This window comes from Streptosporangium sp. NPDC002544, from assembly GCF_040295965.1.
Lineage (GTDB): Bacteria > Actinomycetota > Actinomycetes > Streptosporangiales > Streptosporangiaceae > Streptosporangium.
Map to the genome: position 1 here is coordinate 127,579 of NZ_JBEOWJ010000017.1, position 18,107 is coordinate 145,685.

19 protein-coding genes are annotated in these 18,107 nt (G+C 69.6%); 8 read left to right on the forward strand and 11 right to left on the reverse strand.

The genetic code is table 11. The annotated features are described in order from the left end of the window. The first annotated feature begins 137 nt into the window (after nucleotides 1-137). Together ABT061_RS25540 and ABT061_RS25545 are read left to right on the forward strand one after the other, a co-directional pair. On the forward strand, nucleotides 138-482 hold the full coding sequence (locus tag ABT061_RS25540) for a DUF4158 domain-containing protein (RefSeq protein WP_350922318.1): 345 nt from the start codon (nucleotides 138-140) through the stop codon (nucleotides 480-482). After that, a complete protein-coding gene (locus tag ABT061_RS25545; RefSeq protein WP_350922320.1) occupies nucleotides 458-778 on the forward strand; it encodes an SCO4225 family membrane protein in 321 nt (106 codons plus the stop codon). The genes ABT061_RS25540 and ABT061_RS25545 overlap by 25 nt, the downstream gene beginning before the upstream one ends. Before the next feature lie 942 nt (nucleotides 779-1,720). Here ABT061_RS25545 and ABT061_RS25550 read toward each other — a convergent pair. From ABT061_RS25550 to ABT061_RS25575, 6 genes are all read right to left on the reverse strand, one after another. Next, nucleotides 1,721-2,239: a pyridoxamine 5'-phosphate oxidase family protein gene (locus ABT061_RS25550; protein ID WP_350922323.1), complete on the reverse strand. Its 519-nt coding sequence runs from the start codon at nucleotides 2,237-2,239 to the stop codon at nucleotides 1,721-1,723. A gap of 17 nt (nucleotides 2,240-2,256) precedes the next feature. Continuing rightward, on the reverse strand, nucleotides 2,257-3,714 hold the full coding sequence (locus ABT061_RS25555) for an MFS transporter (protein ID WP_350922325.1): 1,458 nt from the start codon (nucleotides 3,712-3,714) through the stop codon (nucleotides 2,257-2,259). Beyond that, a complete protein-coding gene (locus ABT061_RS25560; protein ID WP_350922327.1) occupies nucleotides 3,711-4,169 on the reverse strand; it encodes an SRPBCC family protein in 459 nt (152 codons plus the stop codon). Before ABT061_RS25560 ends, ABT061_RS25555 begins: the two co-directional genes overlap by 4 nt. Further along, entirely contained in the window at nucleotides 4,169-4,519 is a 351-nt protein-coding gene (locus ABT061_RS25565; protein WP_350922330.1) for an ArsR/SmtB family transcription factor, read from the reverse strand. The genes ABT061_RS25560 and ABT061_RS25565 overlap by 1 nt, the downstream gene beginning before the upstream one ends. Nucleotides 4,520-4,794: 275 nt before the next feature. Continuing rightward, a complete protein-coding gene (locus tag ABT061_RS25570) occupies nucleotides 4,795-5,370 on the reverse strand; it encodes an ABC transporter ATP-binding protein (protein WP_350922332.1) in 576 nt (191 codons plus the stop codon). A gap of 364 nt (nucleotides 5,371-5,734) precedes the next feature. After that, nucleotides 5,735-5,917: a hypothetical protein gene (locus ABT061_RS25575; protein ID WP_350922334.1), complete on the reverse strand. Its 183-nt coding sequence runs from the start codon at nucleotides 5,915-5,917 to the stop codon at nucleotides 5,735-5,737. Nucleotides 5,918-6,007: 90 nt separating this feature from the next. On the opposite strand from ABT061_RS25575, the gene ABT061_RS25580 reads away from it, so the two are divergent. After that, nucleotides 6,008-6,550 carry a hypothetical protein gene (locus ABT061_RS25580; RefSeq protein WP_350922337.1) on the forward strand — a complete coding sequence of 181 codons (543 nt, stop codon included), beginning with the start codon at nucleotides 6,008-6,010 and terminating at the stop codon, nucleotides 6,548-6,550. A gap of 60 nt (nucleotides 6,551-6,610) precedes the next feature. Here ABT061_RS25580 and ABT061_RS25585 read toward each other — a convergent pair whose 3' ends face one another. Continuing rightward, complete coding sequence (locus tag ABT061_RS25585) at nucleotides 6,611-7,201, reverse strand: TetR/AcrR family transcriptional regulator (RefSeq protein ID WP_350922339.1); 591 nt, start codon at nucleotides 7,199-7,201, stop codon at nucleotides 6,611-6,613. A 78-nt stretch (nucleotides 7,202-7,279) separates the two neighbouring features. Between ABT061_RS25585 and ABT061_RS25590 the strand changes: the two genes are divergently transcribed. Continuing rightward, the gene (locus ABT061_RS25590) at nucleotides 7,280-8,287 is read left to right on the forward strand and encodes a saccharopine dehydrogenase family protein (RefSeq protein WP_350922341.1); all 1,008 of its coding nucleotides are present in this window, start codon (nucleotides 7,280-7,282) and stop codon (nucleotides 8,285-8,287) included. Between the two features lie 198 nt (nucleotides 8,288-8,485). Here the strand turns inward: ABT061_RS25590 and ABT061_RS25595 are convergent, their stop codons facing one another. Continuing rightward, entirely contained in the window at nucleotides 8,486-8,713 is a 228-nt protein-coding gene (locus ABT061_RS25595; RefSeq protein WP_350922344.1) for a hypothetical protein, read from the reverse strand. A gap of 118 nt (nucleotides 8,714-8,831) precedes the next feature. Between ABT061_RS25595 and ABT061_RS25600 the strand changes: the two genes are divergently transcribed. Beyond that, nucleotides 8,832-9,272: a hypothetical protein gene (locus ABT061_RS25600; RefSeq protein WP_350922346.1), complete on the forward strand. Its 441-nt coding sequence runs from the start codon at nucleotides 8,832-8,834 to the stop codon at nucleotides 9,270-9,272. Nucleotides 9,273-9,640: 368 nt separating this feature from the next. Here the strand turns inward: ABT061_RS25600 and ABT061_RS25605 are convergent, their stop codons facing one another. Beyond that, on the reverse strand, nucleotides 9,641-10,519 hold the full coding sequence (locus tag ABT061_RS25605; protein WP_350922349.1) for an alpha/beta fold hydrolase: 879 nt from the start codon (nucleotides 10,517-10,519) through the stop codon (nucleotides 9,641-9,643). Nucleotides 10,520-10,613: 94 nt separating this feature from the next. On the opposite strand from ABT061_RS25605, the gene ABT061_RS25610 reads away from it, so the two are divergent. Beyond that, nucleotides 10,614-12,593 carry an AfsR/SARP family transcriptional regulator gene (locus ABT061_RS25610; protein WP_350922351.1) on the forward strand — a complete coding sequence of 660 codons (1,980 nt, stop codon included), beginning with the start codon at nucleotides 10,614-10,616 and terminating at the stop codon, nucleotides 12,591-12,593. A gap of 484 nt (nucleotides 12,594-13,077) precedes the next feature. On the opposite strand, the gene ABT061_RS25615 is transcribed toward ABT061_RS25610, so the two are convergent. Further along, nucleotides 13,078-14,562, reverse strand: a complete 1,485-nt coding sequence (locus ABT061_RS25615; protein WP_350922353.1) for an FAD-dependent monooxygenase — start codon at nucleotides 14,560-14,562, stop codon at nucleotides 13,078-13,080. Continuing rightward, the gene (locus ABT061_RS25620; protein ID WP_350922355.1) at nucleotides 14,559-15,182 is read right to left on the reverse strand and encodes a TetR/AcrR family transcriptional regulator; all 624 of its coding nucleotides are present in this window, start codon (nucleotides 15,180-15,182) and stop codon (nucleotides 14,559-14,561) included. The genes ABT061_RS25615 and ABT061_RS25620 overlap by 4 nt, the downstream gene beginning before the upstream one ends. 457 nt (nucleotides 15,183-15,639) lie before the next feature. On the opposite strand from ABT061_RS25620, the gene ABT061_RS25625 reads away from it, so the two are divergent. Next, a complete protein-coding gene (locus ABT061_RS25625) occupies nucleotides 15,640-17,763 on the forward strand; it encodes a pectate lyase-like domain-containing protein (protein ID WP_350922358.1) in 2,124 nt (707 codons plus the stop codon). Between the two features lie 162 nt (nucleotides 17,764-17,925). Continuing rightward, the gene (locus ABT061_RS25630) at nucleotides 17,926-18,054 is read left to right on the forward strand and encodes a hypothetical protein (protein ID WP_350922360.1); all 129 of its coding nucleotides are present in this window, start codon (nucleotides 17,926-17,928) and stop codon (nucleotides 18,052-18,054) included. The last annotated feature ends 53 nt before the right edge of the window (nucleotides 18,055-18,107 follow it).

The window sequence follows — 18,107 nt, forward strand, 5'->3', positions numbered from 1 at the left end:
CGTTGGATTCACGGCCATTACTACCGGAACCCCCATAGGGGTGCCACCGGAATACGGCAGAAACAGGCCACGGCTTGATCATTGGTCGTTAGAATCCTGGGGTTCGCGCTGGTTGGTGGCGGTTTCCGGGGGTTCGGGTGGCATCGATCGACCGGACGGCGTACCCGAGGTTCACGCGTGCGGTGTCGGCGCGGGAGCTGGCGGAGGTTTTCACCCCGTCGGCTGATGAGGTGGAGTGGGCCCGCGGCAAGACGCACGATGATCAGCCTCTGTTGGCCTTGCTGGTGTGGTTGAAGGCCTATCAGCGGCTGGGGCACTTCCCGAAGTTGGCCGAGGTGCCGGCGGTGGTCGCCGAGCACATCCGCAGTGTGGTCGGCCACGCGGCACCGGAGCTACGTGCGCACTCGGACCTCGTCCCACCAAGGGACGAGGGAGGGCACTTCCACAGGAGCTTACGATGCGAATCCAGGTCGAAGGAATAATCGCTGGCGTCTACGCCATCCTAGTCCTTGCCGCAGCGGCCCATGCTCTTCCTCATCTCGGAAAGCGTGGAGGACTGGAGTTCGCTATCGTCCTCTTCGTTGCGGCACCATCGAGCTTTCTAGTCAGCTGGCTGTTCGAAAGATTCCGACTGTCCCTCAGCCCAGGACCCGTACTCGAATGGGTGCTCGCCAACGGCGACAAGGTGCTTTGGCTCTTAATGACCGTAGCGGGTCTCCTCCAGGCCATATTGCTGTTCTTCGCCATCCGATGGCTGCGCGGGATCGTGGCCGGTTGACCGATTTGGCAGGCCGGTCGAGCATGACTATTGCAAGTCGGCCTGTCGGTAAGAGTGCTGCAATGAAGTACATTCCGGAGCCGTCGTCCCAGGTCACACAGGGTTTGTGTGTCGAGCGGTCAGAGCTCGGTTTCGGCCGGGGGCAGCGAGGCAGGGTCCGTGGCCGCATTGGCGTACACGCTGTCATCAGGACTTTGACCTGCGACGATCACGGTGGGAAACCGGACAGAGTTCATGCACTGTCCGGTATATGGCTCGGGGCATCTCCGGCCTGCGGTCAGTCCTCCCCTACCGGGACGCTGCCTGCTTTCTCTCGGATCAGGTGGCCGGTCCCCTCCGGTTCAGAAATGAGCAGCTCCGCGTTCGCGTGAGAACGAGTTGTGGGAGCAGATCGAGGGCCCGGCTGCTCTCGCCTTCGGACTTCGATCTTGCTCCGGGAATGGATCGTTTGCGAGAGTAGGTACCCGGTCTCCTCTTCTCAACAGGGGGCATGAGTTGGGCCGATCGGCCCAACTGTCAACTGATGTGACAGTAAGCCCGGCTCACCGTTCCGCTCCTACTGGCAGGTCCGGATGGCGGACCGCCCGACCGGTGTCGGAAAACGTGTTGAGAAGTTGGAGTGTTCACCAACTCCGACGGCACCCTTTACCGTCACTGGCCGTTCCGTTGTTGCTCAAGCTCCGTCTCGCATGGCGCGACCCCGGCATGTGGCTGCCCCGGGCCCTGGGCCACCGTGCTGACCTCGCCCGCGTGGTGGCGCCTGCCGGACGATGACCGAGAGGCCCACCGGTCCGGGGTCGAACCCGCCTTCTGGACCAACCGCCAGGTCCGCCGGAGCGGTCTGTGTACGTCGTGCTGGATGCGCGAGAGCGAGCCCGACATCCTCATTCTGCGACGGTGGCCGGTGCTCGGCCGCCTGACACGCGGCCGCAGAATCAACGGTCAGCGCTGGAAGCGGTAGCGGATCTGGCTGTACGTCTCGCCCTTGCCGAAAGCGAATCCGACCTCCGGATCGATGCGGTACAGCAGAACCTTGCCGGAGCGGATGGCATCACCGAGGCCATACCAGGTGCCGTCCGAGCTGGTCAGGAGGTCGCCGTACTTGCCCTCGTAGGCGTCGGCGGTGGTGCTGCGTTCAGCCGGGCCGCACACCAACTCGGCACGTCCCTCGATGGTGATGTCGATACCGTCCAGGACGTTCGTGCCGGTCGTCATGACGCAGTGGTCGTTGGTGTGGAGGTTACGCGTCTTGCGCTCTTGGTCGCCGGTAGCGAAGTACAGGGCGCCGCCGGTCCAGACGGCCAGCAACGGTGTCACGTGGGGTCGGCCGTCGGGGCGGACGGTAGACAGCCAGAACAGTCGCGCCTGCTCCAGCTCACGCAGTGCGATCGGCCAGGGGATCACGTCGGCGCCGGAGTCGCTGAAGGGGCCGATCTCGGCGACCGGGTCACAGCCGGACATGGAAGCTCCTCAATGGGTCAGGCGGGAATGCGGTCGGTCACGATCTGGTCAACGGGAGGCGCCGCGGTCTCTTTGGGGACCGGTGCCGATCGCTTGCCGAGCATGGCCAGAGCGATGACCAAGCCCAGTGCCGCGACGAGGCCGACCACGCCGAACGCGGCCTGATGACCGGGAACCAGCGTCTGCGGCGCGGCGATCCCAGGCGTGGGTGCATGCGCGGCGACAACGCTGCCGGCGATGGCTACGCCGAGGGCAGTGCCAACCGCGAAGCAGGTATCGGCGAGTCCGGCGGCCAGACCGGAGTGCCGTTCGGCGACACCGGTGAACGCCGCGATCTGGGCACAGACGGTGGCGGTGCCCATGCCCGCCCCGAAGACCAACAGGGCAAAAGTCAGCAGTTCCGGTGAGCTGTGCTCGGACACCACCCGGGTGAGCAGCAGGCAGGATCCACCGAGCAGGGCAGTGCCGACAGTCGCGACCGGACGCACGCCGATCCTGGTCACAACCCGCTGGCAGACCAGAGCGCCGACGACGGCCGCCACGGTCATCACCCCGGCCGTGAGGCCGAACCGCACGGGCGACCAGCCGAGCACCGACTGCGCGTGGGCGGTGAGGATGATGAGCATGCCGTCGACCGCCATGCCCGTGACGAGAAGCAGGAGGTCGCCACCGACCAGGGAACGCGACCGCAGGACCCCGAACGGCACCAGCGGCGCCTTGGACCGCCGTTCGATCACGACAAACAAGCCGGTCAGCGCCATCGCACCCGCCAGCGGCCCGAGGACCTGGTGGCTGGACCATCCGACGTCAGGGACGCCGGTGATGGCGTAGACGAACAGCACGAGAGCCGAAGTGACCGTCAGCGCCCCGGCCAGGTCGAAGGAGCGGACACGCACCTCGTTCCGGCTCTCGATCAGCATCACCGGCGCGAGGATCAGCACCACCACCCCGACCGGGACGTTGATCCAGAAGACCCACTGCCAGCCGAGCGTATCGGTGATCAGGCCGCCCAGCAGCAGCCCGGCGGTGGCACCGAACCCTCCGATCCCGCCCCAGATTCCCAGTGCCCTGTTTCGCTCGCTGCCTTCAGCGAAGGCGTTCATCACCATGGACAAGGCTGCGGGGGCGATGATGGCGGCCGACACACCCTGCAAAGCGCGGGCTGCGACCAGGGCTTCGACCGTCGGGGCGAACCCGCATCCCAACGAGGCCACCACGCGCAGCGACATTCCGGCCAGGAAGACCCTGCGGCGGCCGAGCAGATCCGCGGCGCGGCCGCACAACAGCAGCAGGCCCGCAAAGGCCAGCGCGTAGGCCGTGACCGCCCACTGGACGGCGGTGCCGTGCGCCCGAAACTCCCGCTCGATGGCCGGCAGGGCGGTGAGCAAGCTGGTGCCGTCCAGGATGGTCATGAAGAACGCCGTGCCCAGCAGCACCAGCACTCGCCACCTCAAGGCGGCCGCCCGCGGGCTCACTCATGCCCTCCCGCACCCAGCTCGACGCCCAGCGCGTCAAGCCAGTCGCCGGTGCCGTGCTTCCGCCAGGAGGGCTCCTCCCGGCCATCGAGGAAGGCGCCCTGCTCGGTGAGGACCAGCCGCGTGCCCCCATCGGCCGGGCAGAACGCCACGGTCGTCAGCGACACCGTCGCTAGGTCGTCTCCCACGTGCAACATGGAGGTGTAGACGATGCGCTCGTCTGGGACGATGTCGCGGTACAACGACTCAAACGTCATCGACAGGCCGCTGTCCGGGTGGCTGCGGTTGACCTCCCGGCCCCCGACCCGGAAGTCCAGTTCATGGTCCGCATCGGGGGTGGAGAACCAGCGGGCCTTCGCCTTCGGGTTGGCCCATGCCGCGAACACCCGGGCCGCCGTGGCCGGGTAGAGGCGTTCGAGGGTGAACGTGGCGTGTGTGACAGAACGGTCGATCATCACAAGCTCCCTTGCTCCGGTGTGCCAGGATCATCGAGCAGGTAGTCGCCGAGCCGGTCCAGGCGTCGTTCCCAGGACGTGCGCTGCTCGGCAAGCCAGTCCTCGGCCGTCCGCAGTACGTCCGGCTCGATGCGGCAGGTGCGGACGCGGCCGATCTTCTCGGATCTGACCAGCCCGCACGCTTCCAGCACCTGGATGTGCTGCATGACCGCCGGTAGCGACATCTCCAGTGGCCTGGCCAGTTCGCTGACCGACACCGGCCCGCGGATCAGGCGCTGCACCATCGCCCGGCGCGTTCCATCCGCCAGCGCCTGGAACACCCGGTCCAGCGATCCGCCATAGTTAGGCATGTCCTTAACTATGAGTCGGCACACATTTATAGTCAAGTACTTCCTTAACAATGACCCGATCGTGGTGGCCCGATCTACTGGCGGGCTCGCGCATTCGGCCCTGTTCTCGTACAGCCACGGCGAACGGACATGCAGCACTGCGTGATGCTCGGAGCCGGCCCCGGCTCTCCTACCGCCGGGCCGAGGAGATCTTCGAGGAGAACACCCGGCTGCCGGCCAACCCGCTCGCCTCACCCGAGGACATCGAGGACCTGAACGGGTGGACGCTTCACCGGCTACGTCACAGTGCCCTGACACACGACGCCGAGGACGGCACCTCCACCCCGATGCTGCTGGCCCGCTCCCGTCACGCCTCCGTCCGCTCCCTGGAGCGGTACGCCCGCCCTGGCGTCGACTCGGTCGCCCGACACGTCGCCGAACACCACGGCCGGGCGGTGCGCCAGCGCCCGGGCGATCGCCACCCGCTGCTGCTGGCCGCCGGACATCTCGCTCGGGCGATACCCTAGACGGTCGCCCAGCCCCAGCACCCGCACCAGATGCGCCATCCACTGCCGATCCACCCGAGGGCCGCCGATCCGCTCGCCCAGTGTGATGTTCTCCTCTGCGGTCAACGTCGGAATGAGGTTGAACGCCTGGAAGACGAACCCCAGCCGATCCCGCCGCAGCGTCGTCAACTGCCCGTCCGACAACCGCGCCAGATCGGTTCCCCCGATCAGCACCGACCCCGACGTCGGCCGCTCCAGACCCGCCAGGCAATGCAGCAGCGTCGATTTCCCGGACCCCGACGGCCCCATGATCGAGGTGAACCGGCCCGCCTCGAACCCCACGGAAACCCGGTCCAGAGCCGTCACCAGCGAACTCTGGCGGCCGAACGTGCGCGTCAGATCGACCGCGTGGACAACAGGCGGCTGCCCGACAGTACTCGGAACCTCACCCGAATGCGAAAACGAAAAAGACATGCCTCCATCACACGTCAGGTACCCCACGCGGCTTGGCGACTGGGGACGCGTCCGGGAGTAGAACGCTCAACACGCCGATGAGGAACGCCGACTCGTTGTCGCCGGTAGCTCAGACGACCGCCGACCATAACCGGGTGTGCCCGCAGGCCTCCAGTTATGACCTGTGCAAATCTCCCGGCGACACACACCTGAACGAAAAGTCACGGTAAGCCACTCAACTCTCCTCTGCTAACGGGACTTTTCGTTCGGATGCTCGTCATGCCCCGATTACTACCGGGACCCCAGATAGGTCGGCCAGGGCGCGCATCGCCATGCGGCGGGTGACCTGAGTGCCGTTGAGGCGGCGCAGGCTGTGCTCGGCGAGCTCGCCGGCGCTGGTGCCGATCGCGGCGGTCAGGTCGGCGGAGCCGGTCGTGGCCATCAGGTCGGCGGCGGCCACAGTACCGACCCCGTAACTAGCTCACGCGGGGGAGGTGGTTCACCCTCACGGGGGATCATTTGTCCTCAAATGCCGCGAGAGAGTGCAGCTATGGCGATCAAACTGCTACATGCGGCCCCGGCCACCAGCGACACCGAACAGCCCGTCCCACGCTGGGCGCTCCGTGCCGCCTACGCGCTTCCCTGGCTGCTGCTCCCCTCGTGCCTGTGGCGGTTGCCGTTTGCCTTTCACTTCGACATGGGCCAGCTCAACGATGCGCTTGTGGCACCGTTGTGGATCACTATCCCCTATGTCTTCGGGCTCAGTGTGCTCACTGAGTTGGTGGCGCTGCTCAGCATCGGTCTGGTGCGCGGCTGGGGCGAGGTGGTCCCGAGCTGGATCCCGGTCATCGGCGGCAGACGTGTGCCGCCGATGGCGGCGGTCGTCCCTGCCGTGGTCGGTGGGCTGTTTTTGACCGCGATCTCGGTCTGGATGGCGCTCACCTGGGTCGGCGTCTCCGACGGTATAGCGTACGAGAACGACTGGTGGCAGGCGCTGGCCAGGGTGTGCATCACCCCGGTCGCGCTGTGGGGCCCGATAGTGCTCGCCCTGGCCTACGCCTACCACGTGCGCCGTCGCCCCGCCCGCGGTTAGGGGATGCCTTGCACGGTACCCGCCCGATACCTCCACAGCACCGCCACACCCGGGACCGTCTCAGACCCGGGTCCCGGCGCCGGTGCCGCCGACGATCAGATCGGTCAGCGCCGTGACCGCGTCCGCGACGGTGACCCGCCCCCGGTTCAGCTCCGCGGCGATCGCCTCGGCCGCGCCGAGCGCGCCGGCGCAGCGCAGCCGGAGGGCTTCCGGCGTGAGGCCGGAGTACGGCCGCAGGGCGGTGGCCATCAGGTTCGTGTAGTCGTCGAGCAGTTCGCGCTCGATCGCCTCCATCTCCGGGTTGCCCTTGAGCGCGGCGGAGACGACGGTCCACTCCGGCATGTCGGTGGCGCAGGCGAAGTAGGCGGCGCTCAGGACGCGGGCGATCTCGCGGGGGACGGCCGGGGCGTCTCGCAGGGCCTCCTTCGAGGCGGCCCGGTGCCGCTCGTCGAGCCGCCGGTAGAGCGCGATCAGCAGGCCGGGGCGGGTGCCGAAGTGGTCGTAGACGATCGGTCTGCTCACTCCGGCGGCCTCCGCCAGGCTGAGCAGCGTGAGGCTGTCGGTGCCGTGGGCGCGCACGATCGCCATGGCGGTGTCGAGCAGTTGCTCCCGCCTGGCCGGCTTGGACAGGCGAGTCGATCCCGTGGTCATCGTCCTCCCTTGCGTTGCCTCCCAGCGTAAGCTACAAAATGTAAGTTACAGAATGCAGGTTAGCGAGAGGACATCACCGTGGAGCACTCCGTACTGATCATGGGCGGATCCGGCCAGGCGGGCGCGGGGACCGCAGCCCTCCTGCGCCGGTGGTACCCGGAGCTGCCGCTGACGATCGCGGGCCGCGATCTCGGCCGCGCCCGCCGGGTCGCCGACGAGCTCGGCGCCGCGACAGCCGTGACCATCGATCTGCGGCGGAGCGACCTCGGCCTCCAGCGGACCGACGGCTACTCGGCCGTCGTGGCAACGGTGTGGGACAGCCACCTGAACGGACTGCGTTACGCACAGGACCGCGGCCTGCCGTACGTCAGCATCTCCAGCGGCCTGGTCGGCATCGGCCCCGAGGTCGTCGCCGCCGGCCTGCGAGCCGGCGCGGCGCCGATCCTGCTGGCCAGCCACTGGTACGCCGGGCTCGTCGTCCTCGCGGTGCTCGACCTCGCCAGGGAGTTCGACCGGATCGACACCATCGAGGTCAGCGGCGTACTGGATGAACAGGACAGCGGCGGGCCCGCGGCCACGGTGGACATGGCACGCCTGCTGGCCGCCACCTCGGCGGGACACGTCCGCCGCGACGGCGTCTTCGGCTGGGTCAGCGGCCCCGACGCGCAGGTGGAGGTCACCAGCGTCGACGGCACCGTCCTGCCCGCCCAGATCGTCCCCATCCTCGACGTACCGAGCCTGGCCGTCGCGACGGGCGCGCCCAACGTCCGCTTCGCGTTCGCGATCGGCGAATCCGCGGGCCGGCGCCGCGGCGGACCCGCGTCCACGGAGGTCAAGATCGACCTCGAAGGCGTGGACCGCGCGGGCGCACCACTCAGGACGAGCCGCTACCTCCTCCACCCGGAGGGGCAGCGCCCCCTGACGGCACTCGGCATCGCCCTCGGCGTCGAACGGCTGCTCGGCCTGCGCGGCGACCCCGTGCCGCCCGGCATCCACACCCCCGAGGCGTTGATCGACCCCGCCTACGCGGCCGAGCGGATGACAGAGATCGGCGCCACCTTCGCCGACGCACGAGACGATCACTGACTCCGCCGATCGAGAATCGCGGGCGGCGCACCCGTGAGATGACCTGGTTCATGATGGCTTTGTCAGGCACGGGCCGCCCTGCCGGGGCCCCATCGGGGTGGATGAGGCCCACACCCGGTGATCTTCGGCGATCAGCCGGCCAGCGCCTGCAGCAGGCGTTCTCGCTGTTGCTTGGCCAGTCCGCCGACCCGGCGCTTCTCAACCACCCCCGACACGGCCATCAGCGCCGCGACCCGCGCCGGCCCGTAACCGGGAACAGCAGTCCAGGAAGTGCGTGCGAGCGTCCAGTTCGATCAGCAGCGAAGCGATCGGCGCGAACGGCAGCATCGCGGCCAGCTCGTCCTTCAGCACCTTGGCCTCGGCGGGCACATCCTCGACCGGCAGCGGCGGCACCACCAGATGCTCGTCCTCATCCAGCCGGACCATGCCAGTGTCGTCGGGCGCGGCGCCGGCCAGGGTCCTCTCCAGCTCCTGCAGGGCAGCGTGCAGTGAACCGCGCCGGGATTGCTGGAGGCTTTGATGTGCCCCGAGTTCGGCTGGCGCCTTGCGGACCTCGTCCTGCTGTTGCGGTAGTGCCGTCAGCCTCGCCCGGCGGCGGTGTCGTCGCACCAGGGAGACCCCCTGGCCCAGCCCCCAGGAGCACCAGACACGTGGAAGTCACAGGTGCGAGGACACGGGATGTGCGACATGGTCGGAAGACCAGGCCCAGCTGCCGACTCAGGGGTTCAGCCTGTCGCGCGAGGCCGAGTTCCCCGGCTACTACCGCCTGATCGCGGGTACGCCGTGGGCCGGCCGCTATCTGGGACAGGAGGGCGGTGCCCGCGACGCGCGGATGGTGCTGTGGCCGGCGGAGGCGGTCGATCAGCTCTGGCGCCCGGTCTATCAGGGCGACGGCACCTGGACCTTGGAGAACATGGCCACGGAACAGGCGACGACGGCTACCTGTGGTGCGCGACGCCCGACGGCGCGGGCGGGGCGTTCCTGAGCAACCACACGTCGCCGACCGAGCGCCTGTACCTCACCCCTCCCGACCCGGGGCATGACCGGCTGACCGTGAACCGGTTCGCACCCGGCGTCCCCGTGCCCAGCTGGGTTCTGTCGGACGCCACCCGGTGACCGGCGAGGCGCGGGCGGACTGCCGCCCGCGCCTCAGCGGACCTTCTTTGGGCGGGACTCACGGTCCGGTAGCTATGAGTGCTCACCCGCCGGCGACTGTCAGGCTCGAGTCTGCCGCAGCGGCGAACTCGTTAAGACTGATTAGTAGGTCTGGCCTGCACGCCCGTCCGTCCCCTCGACGGCGGCCGCCGCCCCGAAGGGGTGGTGACGGAGGCGGCGTTCCGGCTCGTGAGGTGATCAGCGGGTGAGGAGCTCGCGGAGATGCTTGACGATCTCGGTGGGGGCTTCTTCGGCCATGAAGTGGCCTGCGGTGGTGGTGTGGTGGTGGAGGTCGTCGGTCCATGCCTGCCACAGGGCGGTGGCGTCGTAGCCGAGGGCCGCGCCCCAGTCCTGCTGGATGACGGTTACGGGCATGCGCAGGCGGCTGCCGCGGGCGCGGTCGGCGGCGTCGTGGGCGACGTCGATCCCCGCGGAGGCGCGGTAGTCCGCGACGATCGAGGGGATCGCCTCGCGGCAGGCGGTGAGATAGGCGGCGCGGGCCTCGGTGGGGATCGCGGCGGGGTTCTTGATCCACTGGTCGAGGAAAGCGCTGAAGAACGCGTCGGGGTCGGCGGCGATCATCTTCTCGGGGAGGCCGGGAGGCTGGGCCATGAGGTAGAGGTGCCACCCGACGGTGGCCGAGACCCCGTGCATGACGTCCCACATGTCGAGGGTGGGGAGCACGTCGAGGCTGGCCAGGTGGGTGACGGCCTCGGGGTGGTCGAGGCCGGCGCGGAAGGCGACGAGCGCGCCGCGGTCGTGGCCGGCCAGGGCGAACCGTTCGTGGCCGAGGGCGCGGGCGAGGGTGACGACGTCGGCGGCCATGGTGCGCTTGGAGTAGACGTCGGGGCCGGTCTCGGCGGGCTTGTCGCTGGCGCCGTAACCGCGCAGGTCCGGGCAGATGACGGTGTGGTCGGCGGCGAGGTCGGCGGCGACGTGTCGCCACATGAGGTGGGTCTGGGGGAAGCCGTGCAGCAGCACGATCGCCTGCCCGGACCCGCCGACGGCCGTGTTCAGCGCGACGCCGTCGGCGACGGGGACGCGGTGGTAGGTGAAGCCCGGAATGCCGTTCGACATGGGATTTCTCTCCTTCGTTGATCCGATGCCCCAGGCTGCCCGGCCCCGATGAGCGTCCGATCAGCGCTAACGTGGGGCCGAGGGGGGAACGGGGATGGGCGTGTTCATCGGGGTCCTCGGGCCGGTGGTGGCGTGGGACGCCGCCGGTTCGGTGATCTCACTCAAGGGGCCGAGGCATCGGGAGGTCCTGGCGCGGCTCGTCGCGGCCAGGGGCCAGGTGGTGCCGGTCGATCTGCTGGCCGCCGATCTGTGGGAGGACCCTCCGCAGGGCGCGATCGGCTCGATCCGCACGTTCGTCGGGGCGCTGCGCCGTGCCCTGGAACCCGATCGGCCGCCCCGCACCCCGCCGCGCCTGATCGTCACCGTCGGGACCGGATATTCCCTGCGCACCGCCCCGGACGCCGTCGACGCCTGGCGGTTCGAACGGGCCGTCGAGGCCAAGGAACCGCCCGCCAGACTCCTCTCCCTGCTGGACACGGCGCTGGCGCTCTGGCGCGGGCCCGCCTATGCCGACTTCGCCGACGCCCTGTGGGCGGAACCGGAACGGGCCCGGCTGGCGGAGCTGCGGGCGCGCGCGGTGGAACGGCGCGCCCAGGCGCTGCTGGACCTCGGCCGGGCCGCCGAGGCCGTACCCGATCTCGACGCGCACGCCCACGCCCATCCCTGGCGGGAGGAGGGGCGGCGGCTGCTGGCCCTGGCGCTGTACCGGGCGGGACGACAGGCCGACGCGCTCGCCGTCCTGCGCGGAGCCCGTTCCGCGCTCGCCGAGCAGCTGGGCCTGGACCCCGGGCCGGGACTGCGGGATCTGGAGGCCGACATCCTGCGGCAGGCCGACCGGCTGGACGCGCCCGCCGACCCGGCGGCCCGGATCTGGGCGAGTGCGGCCGCCGCCCACGACCGGGCGGCTCCGGGCGCGCGCCTGCGGCTGGAGGCCACGGTCGGGCTCATGCGGGGGCTCGCCGTCACCGGCGCGGACGGTCTCCTCGCGGGCCGGGAGCACCGCGCCGCCGCGGTGGAGGCCGCCGAGGAACTGGGCGACACCGAGCTGACCGCCCGGGTGATCGGCGCCTACGACGTCCCGGCGAACTGGACCCGGTCCGACGATCCCGCGCAGACGGCCCGGATCGTCGCGGCGGCCGAGCGCACCCTGGTCCGTCTCCCCGAGGACACCGCTCCCGGCGTGCGGGCGCGCCTGCTGGCGACCGTCGCACTGGAATCGCGCGGCACGGCGTCCCCGCGGGCCCGGGCAGCGGCGCTGGAGGCCGAGCGCCTCGCCCGCGATCTGGACGATCCGGCGCTGCTGGCCTTCGCCCTCAACGGGGTGTACATGCAGACGTTCGAGACGACGGGCCTGTCCGGACGCCGGGACGCGATCGGAGCGGAGATCGCCGCGGTGTCCGTCCGGCACGGCCTGCCGACCTACGAGGTGCTGGGCCACCTGATCGGGCTGCAGTCCGCCGCGGCGGTCGCCGACTTCACCCGGGGGGACCGGCACGCCGTCCTCCTGGACGGCCTCGCCGAGCGCCATGGCCTGCCACTGGTGTCGGTCTTCACCACCTGGTACCGCGCGCTCCGCCTCGCCGAAGACCCCGAGGTCCCCTTCGCCGCCAAGGAGGCCGCCTACCGGGCCGCGGCCGTCCCTGTGGACTCGGCCGGCATGCCGGGCCTGAGCGAGGGCCTCCCGCCCCTGGCGCTGCTGGCCCTGCGGGTGCGCCACGACCGGGCGCCCGAGCCGGAGGACCCGGACCGGTTCGGACCGTACCGCCCGTGGGCCCTCCCGGTGCTGCTGCTGGCGGCCGGACGGCGGGACGAGGCGGCCGAGGCGTTGCGCGCCGTTCCCGATCCGCCCCATGATCTCCTCGCCGAGGCGCTGTGGGCCCTCCTCGCCCGAGCCGCGCTGTCGCTGGGCGATCTCCCGGCCCTTCGGCGGGCGCACGCCGCGCTGCTCCCGGCCGCAGGCGAACTGGCGGGGGCCGCGAGCGGCCTGATCAGCCTCGGCCCGGTCTCGGCGATCCTTGCCGAGATGGCCCTCCACTCGGGTCGGCGTCACCAGGGGCAAAGTAGCTGTGAGTGATCGGTTCCCATCATCCGACGGAGAGTCCGGACCGCATCGTGGCTGTTCATCGGCCCCGTGAGAAAACCGGCATCCCAGACGACTGCGGAGCGCTATGGCTTCGCATCCTGATCAAGGATGCTACCGGGAGGCTGTGACCTGGTCTTTCTCGCTACTTTGCGCGAAAGCGCCCAGGTCATCGACCCGCCGCAGCGCCTTGGCCGGCTCCGTGCCCGAGGTCCGCGTCGACGCCCGCCGCCGCTCCTCCAGTACAGAAACTCCACTGGCATGGCCGGAAACCGTAGAAGTGCGGTGTTTCCGGAAGATCACCCAAGGTAACTTCATGAACACCGAAACCTCACACCCCCGCCCGGCTCGGGACCCGCAAAACACCATGATCATTCTCAGCGATAACCGCTGTTCCTGGATTCCTCAACCCCGGACACCGTCTTCGACAGGCGGCCGGCTCACGGGCGCTTCAAGGATCAGGGGCCGACGATGATGCTCAGTTGCGCGAGGTCGGCAGCGGCTCGGTGAGTCCGGCGCCGAACCAGATCCGCAGCGCCTCGTCCAGGCTCTCATCGGGGGTTCCGGCCCAGGCCACGTACCCGTCGGGTCGCAGGAGCACTGCCTGCGGCGCCTGCGCGGGCATGACTTTCACGTGGGAGTGCTGGACGCGGAGGCTGCCGGTGGGGTCGAGTAGCAACGGCAGGGCTTGCGATGCGGGCTCGTGGAACTGGGCGGGCAGGTCCGTCAGGAAGCGGCCGAGGAGCGGGTGCGGCGGGGCGGGCATCGGATAGGGCAGATCTGCGCCGGCCAGGAGGGCGGCGATGCGGCGGCGGTTGACCTCCTCGGACAGCAGCTCGCCGAAGAGCTCGCGCAGTGCAGTGACCTCCGGCCCGGGAGTGGTCAGGGCGAGCTGGGCCTTGGAGTGCATCGCGACGCGCAGGGCGGCGGGGCGGCGTTCGGCCTGGTAGGTGTCGAGCAGGCCGCGCGGGGCCCAGCCGCGTACGGTCGCGGCAAGTTTCCAGGCCAGGTTCGCGGCGTCTTGCAGGCCCAGGTTGAGCCCAGGGGCGCCCATGGCGGAGTGGACGTGGGCGGCGTCCCCAGCCAGGAACACCCTGTCTTGGCGATAGCGGTCGGCCACGCGGGTGTTGCGCCCGTTCAGGCGGCGCAGCAAGTGCGGGCCGTCGCCGGCGGGGGCGGCCAGGGGCAGGTCGGCACCGGCCACGCGGGCCAGGCTGGCGCGCAGCTCGGCAATGGTCATCGGCACCTCGTCGCCGGGCACGAACCCGCCCCACTCCATCGAGCTCACGGTCAGGACGCCGGGTCCGGTTGGAAGCATGGCGTAGGCGCCGCGCTCGGTCCGGTGCCAGGTGTACAGTCCGAACGTGCCGATACCCGGCACCTCCAGCTCGGCATGTTCGGGCCGCAGAGTCGCGCCGGGTACGGTGACCTGGGCCGCACGGCTGACGATGTCGCTCTGGATCACTCCGGGGAAATCGATGTCCGCGAGCTTCCTGACCGTGCTGTGCCCGCCGTCGCAGCCGACCAGATAGCGGGTGCTCAGCGTGTACGGGCCAGCAGGACCGGTCACGCTCAGCGTGACGCTCTGGGCGTCTTGCGCGAGGTCGGTCAGCTCGTGTCCGCGCCGGATCTGCACTCCGAGCTCGACTGCGCGGCGCTCGAGCTGCTCCTCCAGCTCCGGCTGCCTGATCTGCATGCCGGTCAGGGGGTTGTTCTCGAGGTCGGCCAGATTCAGCGGCAGCGCGCCGAAGGCGAAGGCGGGCGCGGGTCCGGGCCGCTCGCTGCCCAGGCCACGTCGGTGTAGCAGATGCACGACCTGGCCGATGATGGCGTTGGCCTTGGGCTGGTCACTGCGGCACGGCAGGCGTTCGATGACCAGCGGCCTTATGCCGGCCAGGCCAAGCTCGCAGGCCAGCATCAGCCCGTTGGGGCCTCCGCCGACGATGACGATCTCCTCGCTCACGTGTCTCCTTGCGTCAATGGGTCCGGAAGTCCCGCCGCCAGCTGCTGTAGCGCGTCACGCAGCAGCGGAACGATCGGGACGGGCGGGTCGGCGTACAGCCAGTGCCCCACGGCGGCCTGCACGGCGGCGGTAACGGTGACGGCGACCAGGTGGGGGTAGAGGTCGCGGCCTGGATCGCTGCCGGTGCGCTCGGCCACCGCGGCCGCCAGCTCCTGCTGGGAGGCGAAGGCCAGCTTCAGCGCCTCGGCCCGCAAGCTGGGTTCGTCGACCAGCAACCGGGTGGCCGCCAGTCGCTCCGGCTCGGGGGCAGTGGCTTCGGGGCCGGTGTGCCGCTCCCACGCCTGGACCGTCGCCTCCGTCAGCGCCTGCCACAACGGTTCATGGGCGGGCCGCGTGCGCAGCGCCGCAACCTGGTGCGCGGCCCGGTCGGTGTGGCGGGCGGCCAGCGCCTCGTACTTGCTGGAGAAGTAGTTGCTGAACGTGCGCGTGGACACGCCGGCCTCGGCGGCGATGTCCTCGATCCGTACGTTCTCCAGCCCCCGCTCCAGCGTCAGCCGCAGTGCCGCACTCATCAGCGCCTCGCGCGTGGCCTGCTTCTTGCGTTCCCTCAACCCGCTCACGCGATCAACCGTATCCAAAAAATTGCCGACTACGCAAATTTTCTGATTACGCAAACTAAGCGAAGTGGTGGACTCGGCCTCTCGGCGGAAGATCTCGCGGCAGCCGGACACGGCGAGAGCGTGCGCGCTGCGCTGAGATCCGCACGACGCCCACGATCACTATGTGAGTCCGCCCCGGCGACACCTTCGTCATCACCCGCCTGTCGCGCGCCGCACGATCCCTGCGCCACCTGCCGGACTTGGCGGCGCAGCTCCGACAGGTATCGGCGCGCTGTCCTGACTTGGGGATACGCCCCTACTCTGCGGCCTATGACACCGCCCCGAGCGGAGGGCCTTGAAAGTGCTCCACCCGACGTCATGAGATCAACCATTAGTAAAGTTTCCTATTGACAGGGCGCCGTACGGGCATGTTACATGCGTCTTAATTTAAGAAGTGAACGAGCCAGAAGGACCCCCCATGCGCCTGCAACGCGCCCGATCAGTGCTCGCTCTGACATCCGGGTTCGCGCTCGTCGCGACCGCCCTCACCCTCACCGTCACCCCCGCCTCCGCCGCCGTCGGCCAGATCACCGGGTACGGCGGCAAGTGCGTGGACGTGGCCGGCGCCAACCCGGCCAACGGCACCCAGATCCAGCTCTACACCTGTAACGGCAGCAACGCCCAGCAGTGGACCACCGGCACCGACGGCACCATCCGGGCCCTCGGCAAGTGCATGGACGTGGCCGCCGCCGGCACCGCCAACGGAACCCGGGTGCAGCTCTACGACTGCAACAGCAGCGCCGCCCAGGTCTGGACCGCCCAGACCGACGGCACCCTGCGCGCGCTCGGCAAGTGCCTGGACGCCACCGGGCCCAGCTCCGCCGACGGCACCCCGCTCCAGATCTGGGACTGCTCAGCCGGCGCCAACCAGCGCTGGACCCTCCCGACCCCGCCGCCGACCGGATCCAACCCCGACCTCGGGCCGAACGTGAGCATCTTCGACCCGACGATGCCCGCCTCGACCATCCAGTCCCGGCTGAACACCGTCTTCAACCAGCAGCAGAGCAACCAGTTCGGCGGCAACCGCTTCGCGTTGCTGTTCAAGCCCGGTACGTACAACGTGGACGTGAACGTCGGCTTCTACACCCAGGTCCTCGGGCTCGGGTTGCTGCCCGACCAGGTCAACGTCAACGGGCCCGTCCACGCCGAGGCCGACTGGTTCCAGGGCAACGCCACCCAGAACTTCTGGCGTGGGGCCGAGAACCTGTCCGTCACCCCGCCCGGCGGCAACGACCGGTGGGCGGTGTCGCAGGCGGCGCCGTACCGGCGGATGCACCTGCGCGGGAACCTCCAGCTGGACGACGGCGGCTGGTCCAGCGGCGGGCTCTTCGCCGACAGCCGGATCGACGGGCAGGTCCGCTCGGGCTCGCAGCAGCAGTGGCTGACCCGCAACACCGAGATGGGCAGCTGGACGGGCTCCAATTGGAACATGGTCTTCGTCGGGGCCACCAACGCCCCCGCCGGGAACTTCCCCAACCCGCCGTACACGCGGGTGGCCACCACCCCGGTGGTCCGGGAGAAGCCCTTCCTGTACATCGACCAGGCCGGGAACTACCAGGTCTTCGTCCCGGCCCTCCGGACCAACTCGACCGGCACCTCCTGGTCGGGTGGGAACCCTTCGGGGAGCTCGCTCCCGCTCAGCCAGTTCTTCATCGTCAAACCCGGGCACACCGCGGCCAACATCAACGCCGCGCTGGCCGCCGGGCAGGACCTCCTGGTCACCCCGGGCGTCTACCGCCTCAACGACACGATCCGGGTCACCCGGGCCAACACCGTCGTGCTCGGGCTCGGCCTGGCCACCTTCATCCCCGACAACGGCGTCACCGCGATGACCGTCGCCGACGTGGACGGGGTGAAGGTCGCCGGGATCCTCTTCGACGCGGGCCCGGTCAACTCGCAGATGCTCCTCCAGGTCGGCCCGGCCGGGTCCACCGCCGGGCACGCAGCCAACCCGACCTCCCTCCACGACGTGTACTTCCGCGTCGGCGGCGCGGCGGTCGGCAAGGCCAGCCAGAGCCTGGTCGTCAACAGCAACAACGTGATCGGCGACCACCTCTGGATCTGGCGCGGCGACCACGGCTCCGGCATCGGCTGGAACAGCAACACCGCGGCCAACGGGCTGACCGTGAACGGCAACGACGTCACCATGTACGGGCTGTTCGTCGAGCATTACCAGCAGCACCAGACGGTCTGGAACGGTAACGGCGGGCGGACGTACTTCTACCAGAACGAGATGCCCTACGACCCGCCCAACCAGGCCGCATGGATGAACGGCAGCACCCAGGGCTACGCGGCCTACAAGGTCGCTCCCTCCGTCACCACCCACGAGGCGTGGGGTCTGGGCAGCTACTGCTACTTCAACGTCAACCCCGGCGTGGTCGCCGCCCGCGCCTTCGAAGTGCCCAACACTCCGGGCGTACGGTTCCATAACATGGTCACCGTCTCACTCGGCGGCGTGGGTACCATCCGCAACATCATCAACACCACCGGCGGCCCCTCCAACTCGTCAACCAACGTCGCGAACCTGGTCAACTACCCCTGACCGGCGCTTAACCACCCTGCCCGCCGCCCGAGCAATCCTCGGGCGGCGTGCTCACGCGACGCCTTCACTGTCGAAGGCTGGAGTCGCGGCGACCAATCGTCGGCTTCCAGGAGTTGCTTGACGCGGCTGATGAATCCCGCCGCGTAGGCGCCGCTGCTCGACGTGCAGGTCGAGCCGCTGCCGGTCGCCGAGATCGTGGTCGACCAGGCGTACGACCGGGGCCGATACCGCCATCCCGTCCGCGCCCTGCGCATCCGGGCCGACCTCGGTCCTGACGACGTGGAACGGTGACGGCCGTAGGCGGGGCCCCGGGTGAGTCCACCGGTCCCGGCGAACAGGTCGAG